Below are 18,956 nucleotides of genomic sequence, written 5' to 3' on the forward strand. Positions count from 1 at the left end.
CATAAAAAAGGCGACCCGAGGGTCGCCTTTTTTATGTCCATCGAAATGGATTACTCCGGCTTAGGACCGCGACCAAAACCTGGGCGCTGACCTTCACGGCTCGGCTGGCTGCGGCGCTTGACCGGCGCACCGGCTGGCTTGCGCGATGGACGCTCGCTCAACTCGACGCCTGGGCGCTGCACACCTGGCTTAGCCGGGCGCTTCTTGTTGACGTCACGCGGACGCTCAGCAACCGGCGTGCCCTTGCTCTGATCGGCACGCGGTGCACGTGGGGTGCGCACTGGACGCTCGCCACGCTCATCACCTTCACCACGGGCAGGACGCGAACGGCCCTGATCGCCAGCCGCTGCCGGGCCGCCGCCATGGGCTGGACGCAAGGTCCGCTCTGGACGGGCGGCACGCCCCACCGGCTTGGCCGATTTACGCTGCAGACGGTCGATCTTGTCGCGGGCTTTTTCCTTCATATCCGGCAAGGCGACCGGCTTGAGGCCGACTTCCTCGCTGAGGATATCCACTTCGCGCTGGCTCATTTCGCGCCAGCGACCCATGGTCAGGTCCGAGGTGATAAACACCGGGCCGAAACGCACACGCTTTAGACGGCTGACGACCAGACCCTGAGACTCCCACAGACGACGCACTTCGCGGTTACGGCCTTCCATCACCACGCAGTGATACCAGTGGTTGAAGCCAACACCGCCCGGTGCGACCTTGATGTCGGTGAACTTGGCCGGGCCGTCTTCGAGCATCACGCCGGCTTTCAGGCGCTCAATCATCTCTTCATCGACTTCGCCACGCACGCGCACGGCGTACTCGCGGTCCATCTGGAAAGAAGGGTGCATCAGGCGGTTGGCCAGCTCACCGTCGGTGGTGAACATCAGCAAACCGGTGGTGTTGATGTCGAGGCGACCGATATTGATCCAGCGGCCATCTTTCGGCCGTGGCAGACGGTCAAACACGGTCGGACGGCCTTCTGGGTCGTCACGGGTGCAGATCTCGCCCTCAGGCTTGTTGTAGATGATGACGCGACGAACGTTTTCGGCAGCTTCTTCGCGGCGGATCACCTTGCCATCGACAGCAATCGCATCGTGCAGGTCGACGCGTACGCCGAGGCTGGCGACTGCGCCGTTGACCTTGACGCGGCCAGCGGTAATCCAGGCTTCGATTTCACGGCGCGAAGCCAGGCCCATACGCGCCATGACTTTCTGCAGTTTTTCGCCTGCGGGGCTGTATTCTTCGATTTCTTCACTCATCTGGGCACCTCCCGGTGTTTTCTTTAGTGATTGGACGACTCGAGTCGTCGAAGGGTCGCGGAGCATACGCGAAACGCGGCGCTTACGCACGGGTTGAGGCTAGTCGCCTGATCGGTGGCCGTCAGCCTTTGCGTCGACCGATGGTCGCCAAACTCAGCAAGCGCATATCCGCTTCGGCCAGAACGGCACGTCGGGCAGGCTTGTCGAGCTTCTTCCAACCTTTGATCTCAGCCTTGCTGCGCCCGCAACCCAGGCAGATATCGCGCTCGAACTTGCACAGCTTGATGCAGGGGTCTTTCACCGCGCGAACGCCTTCATTGGTGCCACCAGCACTTCAGTCAGGCAGCTGCTCTTTATCCAGGGTTTCGTGAGGCTCTTCGGCATCGTCACGCTCATCGTCCTGTTCGGGTAAATCATCGAAGTCGGTCTTCAGACCCTGCTCCATCGAGTCGAGTTCAGCCAGCAGGCTGCTGAAACTGGTTTCCTCGCCCGCCTCAGCCGCTGGCTCATCAGTCAGGGCCAGATCGGCACGCGCCTGCAGGCTTTGCGGCGCTTCCAGATCATCTTCAAAAGCCAGCACCGGCTCGGGTTCCAGTTCGCGCAGGGCCGCCAGAGGCGGTAATTCGTCGAGGCTTTTCAGGTTGAAGTGATCGAGAAAGGCTTTGGTGGTGGCAAACATTGCCGGCTTGCCCGGCACATCGCGGTAACCGACCACGCGAATCCACTCACGCTCCAGCAGGGTTTTGACGATATGGCTGTTGACCGCCACACCGCGTACATCCTCGATCTCGCCACGAGTGATCGGCTGGCGGTAGGCAATCAGCGCCAGGGTTTCCAGCATCGCGCGCGAATAGCGCTGCGGGCGCTCCTCCCACAGCCGGCCGACCCAAGGAGCGAAACGCTCACGCACTTGCAGGCGGTAACCGGACGCCACTTCGATAAGCTCGAAAGCGCGCCCTTCGCAGGACTTGCCCAGGTGCGTCAGGGCCTTCTTGAAGACCACTGGCTCCGGCCGTTCGGCCTCCTCGAAGAGTTCGAACAGACGCTCCAGCGATTGCGGTTTGCCGGATGCCAGCAGAAAGGCTTCGAGCAGGCTGGCCAGCTCACGAGGTTCGTTAAGGTTCATGCTTATTCAGCTCGCGCACGCACATGGATTGGCCCAAAAGCCTCATTTTGCACCAGTTCAACCAGAGATTCCTTGATCAACTCGAGCACTGCCATAAAGGTCACCACCACACCGAGCTTGCCCTCTTCGGCGCTGAACAGGCTGACAAAGGGCACAAACGCGCCGCCCTTGAGGCGTTCGAGCACTTCGCTCATGCGCTCGCGGGTCGACAGCGCTTCACGGGTGACCTGGTGGCTTTCAAACATATCGGCGCGGCGCAGCACTTCAGCCATCGACAGCAGCACCTCTTCCAGGCTGACATCCGGCAGCAGCTTGCGCGCCCGCGCTTCGGGCGCGTCCAGACGCGGCACGGTAACATCACGGCCGACCCGGCTAAGGCCGTCGATACCTTCTGCAGCGGCCTTGTAGCGCTCGTACTCCTGCAGGCGGCGGATCAGCTCGGCGCGCGGATCGTCTTCCTCGGCTTCGACCTCACTGGAGCGCGGCAACAACATGCGCGACTTGATCTCGGCGAGCATGGCCGCCATCACCAGATACTCGGCCGCCAACTCCAGGCGCACCGACTGCATCAGCTCGACATAGCCCATGTACTGGCGGGTGATTTCCGCCACTGGGATATCCAGCACATCGATGTTCTGCTTGCGGATCAGGTACAGCAGCAGGTCCAGCGGGCCTTCGAAGGCTTCGAGAAACACCTCCAGGGCATCCGGCGGGATATACAGGTCCAGCGGCATTTCGGTGACCGCCTGGCCATATACCAGGGCAAATGGCAGCTCCTGCTGGGCATTGGCCTGATCCTGGGGATGGCTCTCGGGATGTTCCTGGGCTGGCACGCTGGACATGGTCACTCTCGAAGTTAGATTCAGCGTTAGGTTCAGCGGTAATTCAGGCCAAGGGCCAGGCGCACTTCACTCAGGGTTTCCCGCGCCTCGGAGCGCGCGCGCTCGGCGCCATCGGCGAGAATCTGCCGGACCAGATCAGGGTTGTCCTGATAATCCGCGGCGCGCGCCTGCAAAGGTTGCAACTCCTGCTGCAGCGCCTCAACCAAAGGCGCCTTGCATTCCAGACAGCCGATACCGGCGCTGCGACAGCCTTGCTGCGCCCAATCGCAGGTCTCGTTGCTGGAATACAGCTGATGCAGCGGCCACACCGGGCAATTCGCCGGGCTGCCGGGATCATCGCGATGCACCCGTGCAGGGTCGGTCGGCATACGGCGGATCTTCTCCTCGATCGCCGCACCGCTGTCACGCAGGAAAATCGCGTTGTTATTGGATTTGGACATCTTGCCGCCATCGAGCCCGAGCAGCTTGGGCGACTCGCCCAGCATGGCCTGCGGTTCAATCAGCAGAATCTTGCCACCGCCTTCCAGGTAACCGTAGAGGCGCTCTTTATCACCCAGGGTGATGCTCTGTTGATCCTTGAGCAGCGCCCGCGCGGTTTCCAGCGCCTCGGCGTCGCCCTGCTGCTGATAGGCCTTACGCAGGTTGTTGTAGAGCGTCGCGGTTTTCTTGCCCAGTTTGATGATCGCCGCTTCGGCCTTTTCTTCAAAACCTGGCTCGCGGCCATACAGATGGTTGAAGCGCCGCGCCACATCCCGGGCAAACTCGATATGCGCCAACTGATCACTGCCCACCGGCACCACTCCGGCGCGGTACAGCAGAATATCCGCGGCCTGCAGCAAGGGGTAACCGAGAAAGCCGAAGGTGCTCAGGTCCTTGCCGTGCAACTGTTCCTGCTGCTCTTTATAGGACGGCACCCGCTCCAGCCAACTGAGCGGGCAGATCATCGACAGCAGCAGGTGCAATTCGGCGTGTTCAGGGACTTGCGACTGGATAAACAGCGTCGCCGAACTGGGGCTGACACCGGCCGCGAGCCAGTCCACGGCCATGTCCATGACCCGCTGCGACAGCGGGCCGACATCATCGTAATCGGTGGTCAGCGCGTGTAGATCGACGATGCAGAAGAAGCATTCATAGGTGTGTTGCAGCTTCACCCAGTTCTTCAGCACGCCCTGATAATGCCCCAGGTGCAGCAGACCACTCGGGCGCATGCCAGACAGCACGCGGCGTTCAGCGTCAACAAGACTCAAAACGGATTACCTGAATAATCGAAAGAGCCCGATTATATATAGCCAGGCTCAAAGGTCATCCGTAAAAGGCGACGGATCACCGCAACCCACCCGAATCACCTCGGGCTCATCGTCGGTGAGGCTGACCACGGTGGAGGCCTCCAGCCCGCCGAAACCGCCATCGATAATCAGATCGACCTGATGCTCAAGGATCTGGCGCATTTCATAGGGATCGCTCATCGGTAGCGCTTCGCCCGGCAAAATCAGGCTGACGCTCATCAGCGGCTCATCCAGCTCGGCCAGCAAAGCCATGGCAATCGGGTGGCTGGGCACGCGCAGGCCAATGGTGCGGCGCTTGGCATGCAGCAGCATGCGCGGCACTTCACGGGTGGCATTGAGGATAAAAGTGTAAGGCCCTGGGGTATGGCTCTTGAGCAGGCGGAAAGCGGCGGTATCAACCTTGGCAAAGGTGCTGAGCTGCGACAGATCGCGGCACACCAGGGTGAAGTTATGCTTGTCATCCAGTTGGCGCAGGCGGCGAATACGCTCCACCGCGTTCTTGTCGCCGATGTGGCAGCCGACTGCGTAGGAGGAATCGGTCGGATAGATCACCACCCCACCGTTGCGGATGATTTCCACGGCCTGTTTGATCAGGCGCGCTTGCGGGTTTTCCGGATGAATCTGGAAGAATTGGCTCACGCTCGGACCCTGGTCAAATTGCAGTAGGCTGCTGGACATGTTGAAACCGTGCCCACAGGGGCGGTAGATCCTCGGGCACCGGGCGATAGACGCCCAGCTCAGACCACTGGCCTGGCGCGTGGAAATCACTGCCTGCGGTGACAAACATGCCGAACTCCCTCGCCAGAATTGCCAGACTGCCAACCTGCTCGGCTGGCTGCATACCGTTGACCACTTCCAGCGAATGCCCGCCGGCACCGACAAAATCGGCGATCAACTTGCGTCGTTTACTCCGAGTAAAGTCGTACTGCCAGGGATGCGCCAGACTGACCCAGGCATTTGCGCGGCGCAGGGTATCCACCGCCTGGGCCAGCTCCGGCCAGTGCTGTTTGATATCACCCAACTTGCCCGAGCCCAGCCACTTGCGAAACGCTTCGGCGCGATCCTTCACATATCCGCTGCGTACTAGAAAGTCAGCGAAGTGCGGCCGCGCTGGGGCATTGCCACTGTCACCCAGTTCTTGCTGCATGGCCCGCGCGCCTTCCAGCGCGCCCGGCATGCCTTTGGCTTCCAAACGCTTGCTGATCTCAGCAGCGCGCAACCAGCGCCCTTCATGCAGTTCGGCAATCGCCTGCTGCAAAGCCGGCGCATCACGATTGAAGGCGTAACCCAGCACGTGAATAGTCGCACCGCCCCAGGTGCAGGACAGCTCGATGCCATTGACCAGTTGCATACCCAAGGCTTGCGCTGCAGCGCCGGCCTCATCAAGGCCATCGAGGGTGTCGTGATCGGTCAACGCCAGCAAACGCACACCGCGCTCAAACGCCCGCGCCACCACCACAGCGGGCGCGAGCGCGCCATCTGAAGCGGTGCTGTGGCAATGCAAATCAACATCCATAAGGGGCGCTTTCCGAGTCATTTATGTTTGTTATTATGCCGCCAGATGTGGATTCTTGCTGGCTTGCGCCAATATTTCCTCGACTTTGCCTGATCAGGCTGCTTTTCTCCTCTGGCGCCGGCCCGCGCCAACCACCGTATTAAGGATTGAGATGCTCTACGCGATCATTGCCACCGATGTGGAAAATTCCCTGGAAAGCCGTCTGAATGCCCGCCCGGCGCACCTGGCACGCCTGGAGCAGCTGAAAAGCGAAGGCCGCCTGATCCTCGCGGGCCCGCACCCTGCCGTCGACAGCAATGACCCAGGTCCCGCAGGCTTTTCCGGCAGTCTGATCGTCGCCGAGTTCGAGTCCCTGCTGGCCGCGCAACAGTGGGCCGATGCCGACCCCTATCGCGCCGCCGGCGTGTATGCCTCGGTACTGGTAAAACCCTTCAAGCTGGTCTTGCCTTGAGCCAATACCTTCGCTGAATAACCCATAACAACAATTACAAAAATAGGAGTTCCGATGCGTACAGGCCCGCTGTTTCTACTCTTGACCCTGTGCTTGCCAGCCGTCACCCAGGCCGAAGAAAGCCCGCCGCAGCCATTGGCAGAAGCCACCTCGGCGCAGACGCAGATCGATGAATTGGAACAGCGCCTGGCGCTCAGCGAAGAACAGCGCGAAGCCCTCAGCGCTGAACTGCAAAACAGCAGCAGCGAACGTGAAACAGTGCAACTGCAGCGCCTGCGCCAGGAAAACCAGCGCCTCAAGCTGCAGCTGAAAAAAGCCCAGGCCAGCGCCCCGCAGCCGCTGATCAGCGAACAGCAGATGTGGTTTGCCACGGGCGCCGGGGCGAGTTTGCTCGGGGTGATTATCGGCGCCCTGCTGCGCCGTGGTCGCCGCTCCCGCAGCGAGTGGCTCAACTAGCCCATGAGTGATCTGCTGTTAATCGACGATGACGTCGAACTCTGCGAACTACTGACCAGCTGGCTGACCCAGGAAGGCTTTCAGGTCAGTGCCTGCCATGACGGCAGCAGCGCGCGCCTAGCCCTCACCAAACACAGCCCGGATGCGGTGGTACTGGATGTGATGCTGCCCGATGGCAGTGGCCTGGAATTGCTCAAGCAGTTGCGCAGCGATCACCCCGAACTGCCGGTGCTGATGCTTTCAGCCCGTGGCGAACCGCTGGACCGGATTCTCGGCCTGGAACTAGGCGCCGACGACTACCTGGCCAAACCCTGCGACCCTCGCGAGCTGACCGCCCGTTTGCGTGCCGTCTTGCGCCGCAGCCTGCCTGCCACGCCCAGCAGCCCGCTCGATCTCGGCGACCTGCATTACAGCCAGGCCCGCGGCACCGTGACCCTCGGCGAACAGGAAGTGCTGCTGACCCTCTCGGAAAGCCGCATCCTCGAAGCTCTGCTGCAACATCCGGGCGAGCCAGTGGACAAACAGGAACTGGCGCAACTGGCCCTGGGCCGCAAGCTGACCCTGTATGACCGCAGCCTGGATATGCATGTCAGCAACCTGCGTAAAAAGCTCGGCCCGCACGCCGACGGCCGCCAGCGCATTCTTGCCCTGCGTAGCCGCGGCTACTACTACAGCGTTTAAAACCTGCTGCGCGTCGGCCCTGCTGCGTTAAAAACCAGCTCGGGTGCGAGCCCAGTCGGAATGCTCATTTACAGCAGTAAACTCGCGTGCGAGCCCAGTCCGCTTCCTCGCCGTTTTGACCAGCCGGAGGCTGTTACTAACGTAGCGCCTTGCATGACTCTAGCTCGCGAGGTTTTGCACAGTTTTTAAGTAAATCAGTTCAGCCGCGCTCTTTACCTAAGCTTTACCTTGCCCTGACGGCCCTTGACCTTGACCGCCCTAGACTGGGCTCATCCGGTGTTTACCGGTTTCAGACAAGGAGACACACCATGCGCAAGACCCTTACCGCAGTACTGCTCGCCCTGACCCTGCCGACCCTGGCTATGGCCATGCCCGAAGGCGGCTCACGGCACGGCGGCCATCATGGTGAGCATGGCTCCCGCATGTTCAAAGAACTCGACCTGAGCAAAGAGCAGCACCGCGAAATCCGTAAGCTGATGGGCGAGCAGATGCAAGGCCGCCATGAGATCACCAAGCGCTACCTGGACAAGCTGCCGGCCGCCGAACAGAAAGCCATGCAGGACGAACTGAAGGCCGCCAAGGACAAACAGCACAGCGCCATCCGCGCCCTGCTCAAGCCCGAGCAGCAGAAGGCCTTCGACGAGCACCAGAAAAAGATGGAAGAGCGCCGCGCCGAGCGTCAGGCATTCAAAGCCTGGCAGGCCGAGCAGGCGAAAAAGAACTAACTCAGGCACTGTTGCCTTTACGCCCATCAGGCTGCAAAGCCTGATGGGCGTATGCATTTCCACCAAAGCCACTACTACTAAGGAGCCACCGTGCGGTCACTGTTCTGGCGCATCTTTGCCAGCTTCTGGCTGGCTATTGCCCTGGTTGCCGGGCTGTCCATGCTGCTTGGGCGTATGCTCAATCAGGACGCCTGGTTGCTCAGCCAACATCCCGGCATGGATGACCTCGCCGAAAAGTGGACCCAACGCTACGAGAAGAAAGGCCCAAGTGCCGCCCAAGCCCTGCTTGAGCAACGCAAACGCAAATTCCGCATTGATGTGCAAGTGCTTGATGACAGCGGCCAAGCCGTGGTCAAGGGCACCTTCCCGCCCCGCGCGGCAGCCTTTGAAGCCCGCCACCGCAATGAAAAGCGCCTGCCATGGCGTCGCCTGAGTGTCGACTACACCAGCCCGCACAGCGGCGAAACCTACCTGTTTATCTACCGCATCCCGAACCCCGAGGTCGCCGCCTGGCAGCGCGAAAGCCTGCTCTGGCCGCTGAGCGCACTGGGTATCGCCATGATGGTACTGACCCTGTTCAGCCTCTGGCTGACGCTCTCCATCACCCGCCCGCTAAATCGTCTGCGCGGCGCCGTGCATGACCTGGGGCAAACCGCTTATCAGCAGAACAGCCTGGCCAAACTGGCCGAACGACGCGATGAACTCGGCGTGCTGGCGGCCGACTTCAACCGCATGGGCGAACGTGTACAGGGGCTGATCAGCAGCCAGCGCCAGCTGTTGCGCGATGTGTCCCATGAGTTGCGTTCACCATTGGCGCGCCTGCGTATCGCCCTGGCGCTGACCGAGCGCGCCGATGCTGCCGAACGGGAAAAATACTGGCCGCGCCTGAGCCAGGAGTGTGACCGCCTGGAAGCGCTGATCAGCGAAATCCTCGCCCTCGCCCGCCTCGACGCCGACCCAGGCGCGGCACAACCGATCAACTTGGACGAACTGCTGCACAAACTGCAGGACGACGCGCACCTAGACGCGCCAGAGCAACAGATCGAGATTCAGCTGGAAAGTGGCCTGCAGCTCAACGGCTGGCCAGACATGCTGCAACGCGCGATGGATAACCTGTTGCGCAATGCCCTGCGCTTCAACCCGGTTGGTCAGCCCATCGAATTGACGGCCAGCAAAAATGCCGAGCAGCTATGCCTGAGCGTGTGGGATCACGGCCCTGGTGCTGCGCCTGAGCTGCTGGCACGTCTTGGTGAACCCTTCTACCGCGCCCCCGGCCAGACCAGCAGTGGCCACGGCCTGGGCCTGGCCATCGCCCGCCGCGCCGCCGAGCGGCATGGCGGCCAGCTGGAACTGAGTAACCATGCGCAAGGCGGCTTTATCGCCACCCTGCGCCTGCCACTCACTCCACCGCAGGCCAGGCCCTGACAAAATCACTGACCTGCACCTGCGGCACCGCGCGCAATTCGCGCTCCGGCGTACCGAGGTAGAGGTAGGCAATAATCTGCTCATCCGCGCTCAGCCCCAAGCCGGCGGCAACCTGCGGGTTGTAGGCCATATCACCAGTGCGCCAGACCGCACCAATGCCTTGCGCATGGGCAGCCAACAGAATCCCGTGGGCGGCGCAGCCAGCGGCCAGCACCTGCTCCTGCGCCGGTACTTTCAGGTTGGCCTGCACACGGGCAATCACCACCACCAGCAACGGTGCACGCAGTGGCATGGCGCGCGCCTTGGTCAGCGCTTCGGGGCTGGCATCGGCCGGCAAGGCACTGGCAAACAGCTCGCCCAGCTGCGTCAGCGCTTCGCCTTCAACCGTGAGAAAACGCCAGGGCCGCAGCTGGCCATGATCAGGCGCACGCAGAGCGGCGCGAAACAACAGCTCGCGCTGCGCAGCATCAGGGGCCGGCGCGATCAGGCGCGGCGCGGAAACACGGTTTAGCAACGCATCAAGAGCGTCCATCAGCCACCTCGGCAATTGAAACAGACGGCCATTCTAGTGCTTGTGCGCAGCTGAGGGGCAATCCACACAGGTTCTCAGGCCACCCGTTCAGGCGAAACACTCGGCAGTACGGGTGGCATCAACGGCGGCAAGCCGTGTGCACTGCGCGCCGCATCGCAATGCGGGTTGTGCTCGCCATTGACCCAAGAGGCCTCGAATTCGCGGCAGGTGCTGGAACGCTGTTCATACAGCGTACAGCGCACTCCCTGGCCGACTTCACCGAGCAGGGCCGTGCAACGCACGGGCTTGTGCTCCGTGCCGCGCATGGCGACGCGATGCGGGGTGATTAGCACAACCTGATCATCGGGCACTACACCACCCGCCGATTGGCACTCACCCCAGAAAAATGACACACGAAAATGCGCGCAGCAGGCGCCACAGCTAAGACAAGGATTGCTATCGGACATGATTTGGCGGGCTCAGAAACCGGCAAGGGCCGGCACCTGGCGGCTATTCTATGCAGCGCCAAGCGCTTGTAAAGCGCGCATTACGGCGGCTGTACAGCGGCTGCAGCGCGCGTAGAATAACGCCCCTTTGCCCCATCAGAGCCCGAGCCGAATCCATGTCATTGCCGACACTGCGCATCATTGCTTTTATTCTCGGCATATTCCTGATCACCCTGGCCGTCAGCATGTTGATCCCCATGCTGACGCTGCTGCTGTATTCGCGCACAGACGACCTCAACGCCTTTCTCTGGTCCAGCCTAGTAACCGCCGCCGCGGGCATCGCCATGGTCATCCCTGGACGACCGAAAGAGGCGCAGCTGCGCCCGCGCGACATGTACCTGTTGACCACCGGCAGCTGGCTGGTGGTGTGCATCTTCGCCGCCCTGCCGATGGTGCTGATCCACCATATCAGCTACACCGATGCCTTCTTCGAGACCATGTCCGGCGTCACCACCACGGGTTCAACCGTGCTCGCAGGCCTGGATCACGCCTCCCCCGGCCTACTGATCTGGCGCTCAATGCTGCAATGGCTGGGCGGTATCGGCTTTATCGGCATGGCGGTGGCGATTCTGCCGCTGCTGCGCGTCGGCGGCATGCGTCTGTTCCAGACCGAGTCCTCCGACTGGGGCGAGAAAGTCATGCCGCGCTCGCATATGGCGGCTAAATACATCCTGTTTATCTACCTGAGCCTGACCCTGATCGGCTTTCTCGGCTTTTGGCTGGCGGGCATGACGCCCTTCGATGCGATCAATCATGCAATGACCTCGATCTCCACCGGCGGCTACTCGACCTCGGACTCATCCCTGGCCAACTGGAGCCAGCCGGCCGTGCACTGGGTGGCGGTGGTGCTGATGATCTTCGGCGGCCTGCCCTTTACCCTGTATGTCGCCACCCTGCGTGGCAACCGCAAAGCACTGTTCAAGGACCATCAGGTACGCGGCTTTCTCGGCTTTCTGCTGGCCACCTGGCTGGTGTTCGGCACCTGGCTGTGGCTGCATTCGGATAACAGCTGGCTGGATGCGTTTCGCATCGTCGCAGTGAATGTCACCTCGGTGGTCACCACCACCGGCTATGCCCTCGGCGATTACACCACCTGGGGCAGTTTCGCCGTGCTGCTGTTCTTCTACCTGACCTTTGTCGGCGGCTGCTCGGGTTCCACTTCCGGCGGCCTGAAGATCTTTCGCTTTCAGGTAGCCTATGTGCTGCTGCGGGCCAACCTGCAACAACTGGTGCACCCGCGCGCAGTAATCAAGCAGCAGTACAACAATCACAACCTCGATGAAGAGATTGTTCGCTCGCTGATTACCTTTTCATTTTTCTTCACCATCACCATCGGCGTGATTGCCCTCGGCCTGACGCTGCTTGGCCTGGACTGGGTAACCGCGCTGACCGGCGCGGCCACCGCGGTATGCAACGTGGGGCCCGGCTTGGGCCCGATCATCGGCCCGGCGGGCAACTTCTCCAGCCTGCCGGATGCGGCCAAATGGCTGCTGACTATCGGCATGCTGCTCGGTCGCCTGGAAATTCTTACCGTACTGGTGTTGGTAACTCGGGCATTCTGGCGACATTAAGGACGTATTGGCCGGGCGATTAGCACGCAAGCCCGGTCATACACCCTAGACTCTTGCTATTACTGGAACGGAACCCGCTTAGATGGCTTGGCCGACCTTACGGATCATCGCGTTTATCAATGGCATCTTTCTTCTGACCCTAGCGATCAGCATGGCCGTTCCCATGCTGACCCTGGTGCTGTTTGCACGGCCTGACGAACTCAACGCTTTTCTCTGGTCCAGCCTGATCACCTTTATCGCGGGCATCGCGATGATTGCCCAGGGCCGGCCCAAGGATGTGCAACTGCGCCCACGCGACATGTACCTGCTGACGGTGTCCAGCTGGATACTGGTGGGGCTGTTCGCCTCCCTGCCCTTTATGTTCTCCCAGCATCTGGGCCTGACCGACGCGGTGTTTGAAAGCATGTCGGGCATCACCGCCACCGGAGCCACGGTGCTGACCGGGCTGGATAGCATGTCGCCGGGCATTCTGATCTGGCGCTCATTACTGCACTGGCTCGGCGGTATCGGCTTTATCGCCATGGCCGTGGCGATTCTGCCGATGTTGCGGATCGGTGGTATGCGCCTGTTCCAGACCGAGTCATCGGACCGTTCCGAAAAGATCATGCCGCGCTCGCATATGGTCGCCAAGTACATGGTCGCGGCCTACGTGGGCATCAGCCTGCTCGGCTGCCTGGCCCTGTGGACGGCAGGCATGGGGGTGTTCGACGCAATCAACCACACCATGTCGGCCATCGCCACCGGCGGGTTTTCCACCTCAGACCAATCGGTTGGCAAATGGACCGAGCCGGCGGTGCATTGGGTCACCATCGTGCTGATGATCCTCGGCAGCGTGCCGTTCGTGCTGTTTGCCTCGATGCTGCGCGGCAACTACAAGGCCTTGATCAGGGACCAGCAGGTACGCGGTTTTCTCGGCATTTTGCTGAGCACCTGGCTGCTGCTCGGCACCTGGTATTACCTGAGCACCGAACTGCACTGGCTCGAAGCCATTCGCCACGTGGCGTTCAACACCACCTCGATCATGACCACCACCGGCTTTGCCCTCGGCGATTACACGCTGTGGGGCGGCTTTGCCGGCATGCTGTTCTTCTACCTGGGGTTTATCGGCGGCTGCTCGGGCTCAACCGCAGGCGGGCTGAAGATCTTCCGCTTCCAGGTGGCCTACGTGCTGCTCAGGGCCAACCTGATGCAGCTGATCCACCCGCGCGCGGTGATCAAGCAGCAATACAACCGCCATCACCTGGATGAAGACATCGTCCGCTCGATTCTGACCTTCTCGTTCTTCTTCACCATCACCATCGCCGTGCTGGCCCTGGGCCTGACGCTCTGTGGGCTGGACTGGATCACCGCACTCAGCGGCGCGGCCAGTACCGTTTCCGGCGTCGGCCCCGGCATGGGCCCGATCATCGGTCCGGCGGGCAACTTCTCCAGCCTGCCGGATACCGCCAAGTGGCTACTGACCTTCGGCATGCTGCTCGGCCGCCTGGAAATCCTTACCGTGCTAGTGCTGATGTTGCCGGCGTTCTGGCGACACTAAGAATCTATTTACGATCTGCTGCGCGTCGGCCCTGCTGCGTTAAAAACAGGCTCGAAATGCTCATGTACAAAAGTACACTCCGCTTCCTCGCCTGTTTTCGCCTTGCATGGCTCTAGCTCGCGAGCTCGTAAACAGATTCACGGACGTAATTACAGACGCGCGCGATACTCACCCGGTGTGGTGTCAAACCAGCGACGGAAAGCTCGAAAGAAGTTGCTCGGGTCGGAGAAACCCAGCAAGTAGGAAATTTCCAGCAAGGTCAGATTGGCCTGGCCCAGATACTGACCGGCCAGTTCGCGACGTGTGTCGTCGAGCAGATGCTGATAGCTAGTGCCTTCATCCTGCAAACGCCGCTGCAAGGTGCGCTCGGACAACAGCAGCGCCTGCGCCACCGCTTCGCGCTTGGGCTCGCCCTGAGGCAGCAAACGGCATAACACCTGACGTACTTGATGAGTCACCCGCGTACCGGAAAAACGCGCCAGGTAGTCGCCGGCAAAGCGGTCATGCAGCTGCGCCAGCGCCTCGTTGGCCGACGGCAGCGGCGCATCCAGATCGGCACGCTCAAACAGCAAGGCGTAATGCTCTGCATTGAATTTCAGCGGGCACTGGAACACTTCCTCATAAGGCGCCAGATCCTCCGGAGCCGGCCCCATCAGGCTCACTAGGCGCGGGCGCAGCGGCTTGCCGGTCAGCCAGCGGCAGAATGCCAGAGAATGCGCCAGCGAGGCCTCGGCGCTTTGTCGCGCCGACGGCAGCCGGTCACCGTGAATCGCCAGAAGCATTTCATAGCCTTCCGGGGTGGGATGAAAACTGAGGTCGGCACCTTCGCCGATAATCCGCTGATAACGAACCAGTCGGGCAAAGCCTTCCTGCAGATTGCGGCTGCTCATCACCGCATATCCAACCACGTTAAATGATGATGGCCGCAGAATCTTCGCCATATTCAGGCCGATGGCCGGATTGCCAGAGGCTTCAACGGCCAGGTGCCAGAGCCGGGTCATGGCGTCCTGAGCAAAGCGCGCGTCGGAGTCGCTCAAGGCTGCATAGTCGAGCCCCAGCTGGGCAAACAGACTGCGGCAATCAACACCGCCAAGCTCCAGGGCCGCGACAATGCCCGAGGCCCAGCTGGATGAAGTGGTACGTTCGCTCATGACTTGTTCTTATTGGGGTCTAGAGGGCGACGGAAGGATACTAAACTGGCACCTAATGTCAGTGGCCCAGCGCGTCAGTCGACCTAGACTGCAAGTAAGCCGCCATCGCTGCAACCCTGGCGGTTGGCAAAAGAATAAGAGGAGGCCCCTGATGACCACTGAAACCCAAGAGCGCTACAGCAGCTTCGCCGAGTTCTACCCCTATTACCTGCAGGAGCACAGCAACGCTATCTGCCGCCGCCTGCACTATGTTGGCAGCCTGCTGGTGCTCTGTGTGCTGGGCTATGCCCTGGCCACTCAGCAGTGGCTCTGGCTGCTGGCCATACCGCTGATTGGTTACGGATTTGCCTGGGTCGGCCACTTTGTTTTCGAGAAGAACCGCCCTGCTACCTTTGATTACCCGCTCTATTCGCTGATGGGCGACTGGGTAATGCTCAAGGATGCCTTTACCGGGCGCATCAAGTTCTAATCGCGCGACCGCTGGCACAGGCGGCGCTGCCGTTCGGCTGCCGCGCTTGGCGGTTGCGGTGGGCTTGGTTATGATCCCTGGCTTATTTTGCGCAGCCGGCACGGTGCGCCACCCAGGCACCCAGCAGAGGTGCCAGACGAGCAGCAGGGATTGTCCCATCGGATGAATGTCAAAAGCGCCCCCCGAATTTCCGCACTACCGGCACCGCCGCTGCGTGAGTACTACTCCCGCGTTTTGGCCTATATCGCCATCGCCGCCAGTATTGCCGCAGGCACTTACACCCAGCATTTCGGTTACGACATCCTCTGGATGGTGCCTTACGCCCTGCTCTATCCGCACCTCGCACACCATCTAAGCCTGCGTTTCAAGCGCGAGCATCCACAACGCACCACCCTCAGCCTGTTATTTATCGATGCATTGCACTCCGGCGGCGCACTGGCCCTGCTCGGTTTCTCGGTAGTTCCCAGTCTGATGTCACTGCTGATCCTGCTGTTCAGCTCGCTGGTAATCGGTGGCGTGCGTCACCTGGCTCTGGCATCGCTGATTGCGCTGAGCGGCGCGGTGTTCTGCGCAGCGCTATTCGAAGTCAAACTGAACATCGACACCCCGCCCCTGGTTGCGTTTATTAGCATCTTTTTCACCACCCTCTATATCTGCATCACCGCCTACTTCGTGCACCAGCAGGGCCTGCGCCTTGCACAGGTGCGCAGCGAGATCACCCTCGAACAGGAAAAAGCCGCACGCCTGGCGCGCAACCTGGCCAAGTACCTGTCGCCACAGGTGTGGGAATCGATCTTCACCGGCAAGAAGAGCGTGCGCCTGGAAACCCAGCGCAAGAAGCTCACGGTGTTTTTCTCCGACATCAAGGGCTTCACCGAGCTGTCCGAAGAACTGGAAGCCGAAGCCCTGACCGATCTGCTCAACACCTACCTCAATGAAATGTCGAAGATCTGCCTGAAATACGGCGGCACCATCGATAAATTCATCGGCGATTGCGTGATGGTGTTCTTTGGCGACCCCAGCAGCAAAGGCGCGAAGAAAGATGCGGTGAATGCCGTCTCCATGGCCATCGCCATGCGCAAACATATGAAGGTGCTACGCCAGCAATGGCGTGCCCAGGGCATCACCAAACCGTTGGAAATCCGCATGGGGCTGAACACCGGTTACTGCACGGTGGGCAACTTCGGCGCCGATACGCGTATGGACTACACCATCATCGGCCGCGACGTGAACCTCGCCAGCCGCCTGGAAAGCGCGGCCGAATCCGGTGAGATCCTGATCTCCCACGAGACCTACTCGCTGATCAAGGACGTGATCATGTGCCGCGACAAGGGCCAGATCAACGTCAAGGGCTTTACCCGCCCGGTGCAGATCTATCAGGTGGTGGATTTCCGCCGCGACCTCGGCGCCACCTCCAGCTATGTCGAGCATGAGCTACCGGGCTTTTCCATGTACCTGGATACCAACGGCATCCAGAACTTCGACAAGGAAAAGGTTATCCAGGCCCTCAGTCAGGCAGCAGATAAGCTGCGTGACAAGGTGATCATGTAGCGCCCACTTGGGCCTGCAAGCACAGCTCACCATCCAGCAGCGGCTGCTGCGCCAGAAACTCCAGCGCTGACGCCCGCCAGGATTGCCGCGCGGCAAGCTCGGCGCAACGCTCGCGATCGAGGACCAAGGCCGCCACACAGGCCGCGCGCAAGTCCTTATTCATTTCCCCGCTAACGCCCGCCTGCAACACATCCAGCGGTCCGGCCACCGGGAACGCCGCCACTGGCGTGCCGCAGGCCAGGGCCTCAAGCATCACCAAGCCGTAGGTATCGGTCCGCGAAGGGAACACCAGCACGCTGGCGTTCTGAAACGCTTCGGCCAGGGCCTGACCATGCTGATAACCGAGAAAGCGCACCTGTGGGTAGGCCGCCTGTAATGCCTCACGCTGCGGGCCATCGCCGACCACGCACTTATCCCCCGGCAAATCGAGGGCCAGGAAGGCTTCAATATTTTTCTCCGGGGCAATCCGCCCGACATATAGAAATACCGGCTCCGCCACGCTCGGCGGCGTCACGGGTGGGCGAAACAGCAGCGTATCAACACCCTTGCGCCAAAGCACCAGGCGCTTAAAGCCCCAGCCGGCAAACTCGTCGCGCATACGCTCGGTGGTCACCAGCACCGCCTGGCTCGGCCGATGGAACGCCCGCAGAAAGGCATAACCCCAGCGCAGCGGCACCCAAGGCCAACGCGTATGTACGTATTCGGGAAAACGCGTGTGGATGGCGCTGGAGTAAGCCAGACCGCGCTTGCTCAGCCAGCGTCGCGCTGCCCAGCCCAGCGGGCCTTCGGTGGCCAGGTGCACACAGTCCGGCTGAAAGGCACGAATGGCAGGGCCAACCCGCCAAAGGTTCCATACCAATGGAATCTCCGGATAACTGGGGCATGGCAGCGCACTAAAATCCGCCGGCGACAGCAGCTTCACCTGATGGCCGAGGCCGCGCAGTTCGCTGATCAGCGCCTGCAGACTGGTCACCACACCATTGACCTGCGGTGACCAGGCGTCGGAGACGATCAGAATCCTCACAGGGCCGGCTCAGCGGCCACAACCGGGGCTGCTTGCAGCTGGCGCGCCTGATCATCGGCCAGACGATATAGCTCGATGCTGCCATCCAGATGCTCGATCAGTGCCGTGCAGGACTCCACCCAATCGCCGCAATTCATGTACTCGACATCGCCCATCGGGCGAATTTCGGCATGGTGAATATGCCCGCAGATCACACCATTGAAGCCACGCCTGGCGCACTCATGGACGATGGCCTCTTCAAAATCGCTGATGAAATTCACCGCGCTCTTGACCTTGTGCTTGAGGTACGCCGACAGCGACCAGTAGCCATAGCCATAACGGCTGCGCCAGAAATTCAGCCAACGGTTGAGGGTCAGGGTGAAGCCATAGGCCGAGTCGCCGAGAAAGGCCAGCCAGCGGTGATAACGGGTGATCACATCGAACTGGTCACCGTGAATCACCAGCAGGCGGCGGCCATCGGCGGTGAGGTGCTCGGCCTCGTCGACCAGCTGGATATTGCCGAGCATCAGGCTGGAGTAGCGACGCAGGAATTCATCGTGGTTACCGGTGACGTAGATCACCTCGGTACCGCGCTTGCTCATGGTCAACAGGCGGCGGATCACGTTGCTGTGCGACTGCGGCCAATACACCCCGCTGCGCAGCTTCCAACCGTCGATGATGTCGCCGACCAGATAAATCTTGTCAGTCTGATAGCGCTTGAGAAACGCTGCCAGGTGTTCGGCCTGGCAATCCCGGGTGCCCAAGTGCACATCGGAAATCCACAGAGTACGGACACGTTGCTTGCGGCTGGGCTTGGCGAGCTGGGCGCTGGTCATGGACGACCTCCGGCTGGGTTTGCTCGAGTCTGCGCAGCGCCAGTGAAATAGCCATGACAGCCG

Annotated in this window: 21 protein-coding genes; 9 read left to right on the forward strand and 12 right to left on the reverse strand. The window is 61.1% G+C overall.

What is annotated here, in order from left to right:
* Positions 1–50: 50 nt before the first annotated feature.
* The 7 genes from rluB to ACQ4LH_RS14915 all read right to left on the reverse strand — a co-directional run bounded on the left by rluB (position 51) and on the right by ACQ4LH_RS14915 (position 6,020).
* Positions 51–1,250 carry a 23S rRNA pseudouridine(2605) synthase RluB gene (gene rluB, locus ACQ4LH_RS14885; protein WP_430697858.1) on the reverse strand — a complete coding sequence of 400 codons (1,200 nt, stop codon included), beginning with the start codon at positions 1,248–1,250 and terminating at the stop codon, positions 51–53.
* A gap of 121 nt (positions 1,251–1,371) precedes the next feature.
* Positions 1,372–1,551: a DUF1289 domain-containing protein gene (locus ACQ4LH_RS14890; RefSeq protein ID WP_090248187.1), complete on the reverse strand. Its 180-nt coding sequence runs from the start codon at positions 1,549–1,551 to the stop codon at positions 1,372–1,374.
* Between the two features lie 33 nt (positions 1,552–1,584).
* The gene (gene scpB, locus ACQ4LH_RS14895) at positions 1,585–2,376 is read right to left on the reverse strand and encodes an SMC-Scp complex subunit ScpB (protein WP_430697859.1); all 792 of its coding nucleotides are present in this window, start codon (positions 2,374–2,376) and stop codon (positions 1,585–1,587) included.
* 2 nt (positions 2,377–2,378) lie between these two features.
* The gene (locus ACQ4LH_RS14900; RefSeq protein ID WP_305589233.1) at positions 2,379–3,077 is read right to left on the reverse strand and encodes a segregation and condensation protein A; all 699 of its coding nucleotides are present in this window, start codon (positions 3,075–3,077) and stop codon (positions 2,379–2,381) included.
* 173 nt (positions 3,078–3,250) lie between these two features.
* A complete protein-coding gene (locus ACQ4LH_RS14905) occupies positions 3,251–4,465 on the reverse strand; it encodes a tryptophan--tRNA ligase (protein WP_430697860.1) in 1,215 nt (404 codons plus the stop codon).
* A 48-nt stretch (positions 4,466–4,513) separates the two neighbouring features.
* A complete protein-coding gene (locus ACQ4LH_RS14910; protein WP_430697861.1) occupies positions 4,514–5,143 on the reverse strand; it encodes an L-threonylcarbamoyladenylate synthase in 630 nt (209 codons plus the stop codon).
* A gap of 13 nt (positions 5,144–5,156) precedes the next feature.
* A complete protein-coding gene (locus ACQ4LH_RS14915; protein ID WP_430697862.1) occupies positions 5,157–6,020 on the reverse strand; it encodes a PHP domain-containing protein in 864 nt (287 codons plus the stop codon).
* Between the two features lie 151 nt (positions 6,021–6,171).
* Between ACQ4LH_RS14915 and ACQ4LH_RS14920 the strand changes: the two genes are divergently transcribed.
* The 5 genes from ACQ4LH_RS14920 (at position 6,172) to ACQ4LH_RS14940 (ending at position 9,758) form a co-directional block, all read left to right on the forward strand.
* Entirely contained in the window at positions 6,172–6,471 is a 300-nt protein-coding gene (locus ACQ4LH_RS14920) for a YciI family protein (protein ID WP_430697863.1), read from the forward strand.
* Between the two features lie 54 nt (positions 6,472–6,525).
* Positions 6,526–6,927 (forward strand): translation initiation factor 2, encoded by a 402-nt coding sequence (locus ACQ4LH_RS14925; protein WP_430697864.1) that lies wholly within the window; start codon positions 6,526–6,528, stop codon positions 6,925–6,927.
* 3 nt (positions 6,928–6,930) lie between these two features.
* The gene (locus tag ACQ4LH_RS14930; protein ID WP_430697865.1) at positions 6,931–7,608 is read left to right on the forward strand and encodes a response regulator transcription factor; all 678 of its coding nucleotides are present in this window, start codon (positions 6,931–6,933) and stop codon (positions 7,606–7,608) included.
* 308 nt (positions 7,609–7,916) lie between these two features.
* Positions 7,917–8,333 (forward strand): LTXXQ domain protein, encoded by a 417-nt coding sequence (locus ACQ4LH_RS14935; protein ID WP_430697866.1) that lies wholly within the window; start codon positions 7,917–7,919, stop codon positions 8,331–8,333.
* Positions 8,334–8,423: 90 nt separating this feature from the next.
* Positions 8,424–9,758 (forward strand): ATP-binding protein, encoded by a 1,335-nt coding sequence (locus ACQ4LH_RS14940; protein ID WP_430697867.1) that lies wholly within the window; start codon positions 8,424–8,426, stop codon positions 9,756–9,758.
* Here the strand turns inward: ACQ4LH_RS14940 and ACQ4LH_RS14945 are convergent.
* On the reverse strand, positions 9,733–10,290 hold the full coding sequence (locus tag ACQ4LH_RS14945) for a nitroreductase family protein (RefSeq protein ID WP_430697868.1): 558 nt from the start codon (positions 10,288–10,290) through the stop codon (positions 9,733–9,735). The two genes, ACQ4LH_RS14940 and ACQ4LH_RS14945, sit on opposite strands and share 26 nt — an antisense overlap.
* A gap of 74 nt (positions 10,291–10,364) precedes the next feature.
* The gene (locus ACQ4LH_RS14950; protein WP_430697869.1) at positions 10,365–10,736 is read right to left on the reverse strand and encodes a YkgJ family cysteine cluster protein; all 372 of its coding nucleotides are present in this window, start codon (positions 10,734–10,736) and stop codon (positions 10,365–10,367) included.
* 155 nt (positions 10,737–10,891) lie between these two features.
* Between ACQ4LH_RS14950 and ACQ4LH_RS14955 the strand changes: the two genes are divergently transcribed.
* The gene (locus ACQ4LH_RS14955; RefSeq protein ID WP_430697870.1) at positions 10,892–12,346 is read left to right on the forward strand and encodes a TrkH family potassium uptake protein; all 1,455 of its coding nucleotides are present in this window, start codon (positions 10,892–10,894) and stop codon (positions 12,344–12,346) included.
* Positions 12,347–12,428: 82 nt separating this feature from the next.
* On the forward strand, positions 12,429–13,883 hold the full coding sequence (locus ACQ4LH_RS14960; RefSeq protein ID WP_430697871.1) for a TrkH family potassium uptake protein: 1,455 nt from the start codon (positions 12,429–12,431) through the stop codon (positions 13,881–13,883).
* Between the two features lie 149 nt (positions 13,884–14,032).
* Here ACQ4LH_RS14960 and ACQ4LH_RS14965 read toward each other — a convergent pair whose 3' ends face one another.
* A complete protein-coding gene (locus tag ACQ4LH_RS14965; protein ID WP_430697872.1) occupies positions 14,033–15,034 on the reverse strand; it encodes an AraC family transcriptional regulator in 1,002 nt (333 codons plus the stop codon).
* Positions 15,035–15,185: 151 nt separating this feature from the next.
* Between ACQ4LH_RS14965 and ACQ4LH_RS14970 the strand changes: the two genes are divergently transcribed.
* Positions 15,186–15,503: an Mpo1-like protein gene (locus ACQ4LH_RS14970; RefSeq protein ID WP_430697873.1), complete on the forward strand. Its 318-nt coding sequence runs from the start codon at positions 15,186–15,188 to the stop codon at positions 15,501–15,503.
* A 162-nt stretch (positions 15,504–15,665) separates the two neighbouring features.
* Entirely contained in the window at positions 15,666–17,054 is a 1,389-nt protein-coding gene (locus tag ACQ4LH_RS14975) for an adenylate/guanylate cyclase domain-containing protein (protein WP_430697874.1), read from the forward strand.
* Here the strand turns inward: ACQ4LH_RS14975 and ACQ4LH_RS14980 are convergent.
* On the reverse strand, positions 17,047–18,078 hold the full coding sequence (locus ACQ4LH_RS14980) for a glycosyltransferase family 4 protein (protein WP_430697875.1): 1,032 nt from the start codon (positions 18,076–18,078) through the stop codon (positions 17,047–17,049). The genes ACQ4LH_RS14975 and ACQ4LH_RS14980 overlap by 8 nt on opposite strands.
* Positions 18,075–18,893: a UDP-2,3-diacylglucosamine diphosphatase gene (locus ACQ4LH_RS14985; RefSeq protein ID WP_430697876.1), complete on the reverse strand. Its 819-nt coding sequence runs from the start codon at positions 18,891–18,893 to the stop codon at positions 18,075–18,077. The genes ACQ4LH_RS14980 and ACQ4LH_RS14985 overlap by 4 nt, the downstream gene beginning before the upstream one ends.
* Positions 18,894–18,956: the final 63 nt, after the last annotated feature.

The organism is Pseudomonas peli, from assembly GCF_050563605.1.
GTDB classification, from domain to species: Bacteria; Pseudomonadota; Gammaproteobacteria; order Pseudomonadales; family Pseudomonadaceae; genus Aquipseudomonas; species Aquipseudomonas peli_A.

What these genes read in the sequence shown, in the direction of transcription:
- rluB (WP_430697858.1), bottom strand. Translation starts at nt 1,250, where the DNA reads ATGAGTGAAGAAATCGAAGAATACAGCCCCGCAGGCGAAAAACTGCAG.
- scpB (WP_430697859.1), bottom strand. Translation starts at nt 2,376, where the DNA reads ATGAACCTTAACGAACCTCGTGAGCTGGCCAGCCTGCTCGAAGCCTTT.
- ACQ4LH_RS14915 (WP_430697862.1), bottom strand. Translation starts at nt 6,020, where the DNA reads ATGGATGTTGATTTGCATTGCCACAGCACCGCTTCAGATGGCGCGCTC.
- ACQ4LH_RS14920 (WP_430697863.1), top strand. Translation starts at nt 6,172, where the DNA reads ATGCTCTACGCGATCATTGCCACCGATGTGGAAAATTCCCTGGAAAGC.
- ACQ4LH_RS14925 (WP_430697864.1), top strand. Translation starts at nt 6,526, where the DNA reads ATGCGTACAGGCCCGCTGTTTCTACTCTTGACCCTGTGCTTGCCAGCC.
- ACQ4LH_RS14930 (WP_430697865.1), top strand. Translation starts at nt 6,931, where the DNA reads ATGAGTGATCTGCTGTTAATCGACGATGACGTCGAACTCTGCGAACTA.
- ACQ4LH_RS14935 (WP_430697866.1), top strand. Translation starts at nt 7,917, where the DNA reads ATGCGCAAGACCCTTACCGCAGTACTGCTCGCCCTGACCCTGCCGACC.
- ACQ4LH_RS14945 (WP_430697868.1), bottom strand. Translation starts at nt 10,290, where the DNA reads ATGGACGCTCTTGATGCGTTGCTAAACCGTGTTTCCGCGCCGCGCCTG.
- ACQ4LH_RS14950 (WP_430697869.1), bottom strand. Translation starts at nt 10,736, where the DNA reads ATGTCCGATAGCAATCCTTGTCTTAGCTGTGGCGCCTGCTGCGCGCAT.
- ACQ4LH_RS14955 (WP_430697870.1), top strand. Translation starts at nt 10,892, where the DNA reads ATGTCATTGCCGACACTGCGCATCATTGCTTTTATTCTCGGCATATTC.
- ACQ4LH_RS14960 (WP_430697871.1), top strand. Translation starts at nt 12,429, where the DNA reads ATGGCTTGGCCGACCTTACGGATCATCGCGTTTATCAATGGCATCTTT.
- ACQ4LH_RS14965 (WP_430697872.1), bottom strand. Translation starts at nt 15,034, where the DNA reads ATGAGCGAACGTACCACTTCATCCAGCTGGGCCTCGGGCATTGTCGCG.
- ACQ4LH_RS14970 (WP_430697873.1), top strand. Translation starts at nt 15,186, where the DNA reads ATGACCACTGAAACCCAAGAGCGCTACAGCAGCTTCGCCGAGTTCTAC.
- ACQ4LH_RS14975 (WP_430697874.1), top strand. Translation starts at nt 15,666, where the DNA reads ATGAATGTCAAAAGCGCCCCCCGAATTTCCGCACTACCGGCACCGCCG.
- ACQ4LH_RS14985 (WP_430697876.1), bottom strand. Translation starts at nt 18,893, where the DNA reads ATGACCAGCGCCCAGCTCGCCAAGCCCAGCCGCAAGCAACGTGTCCGT.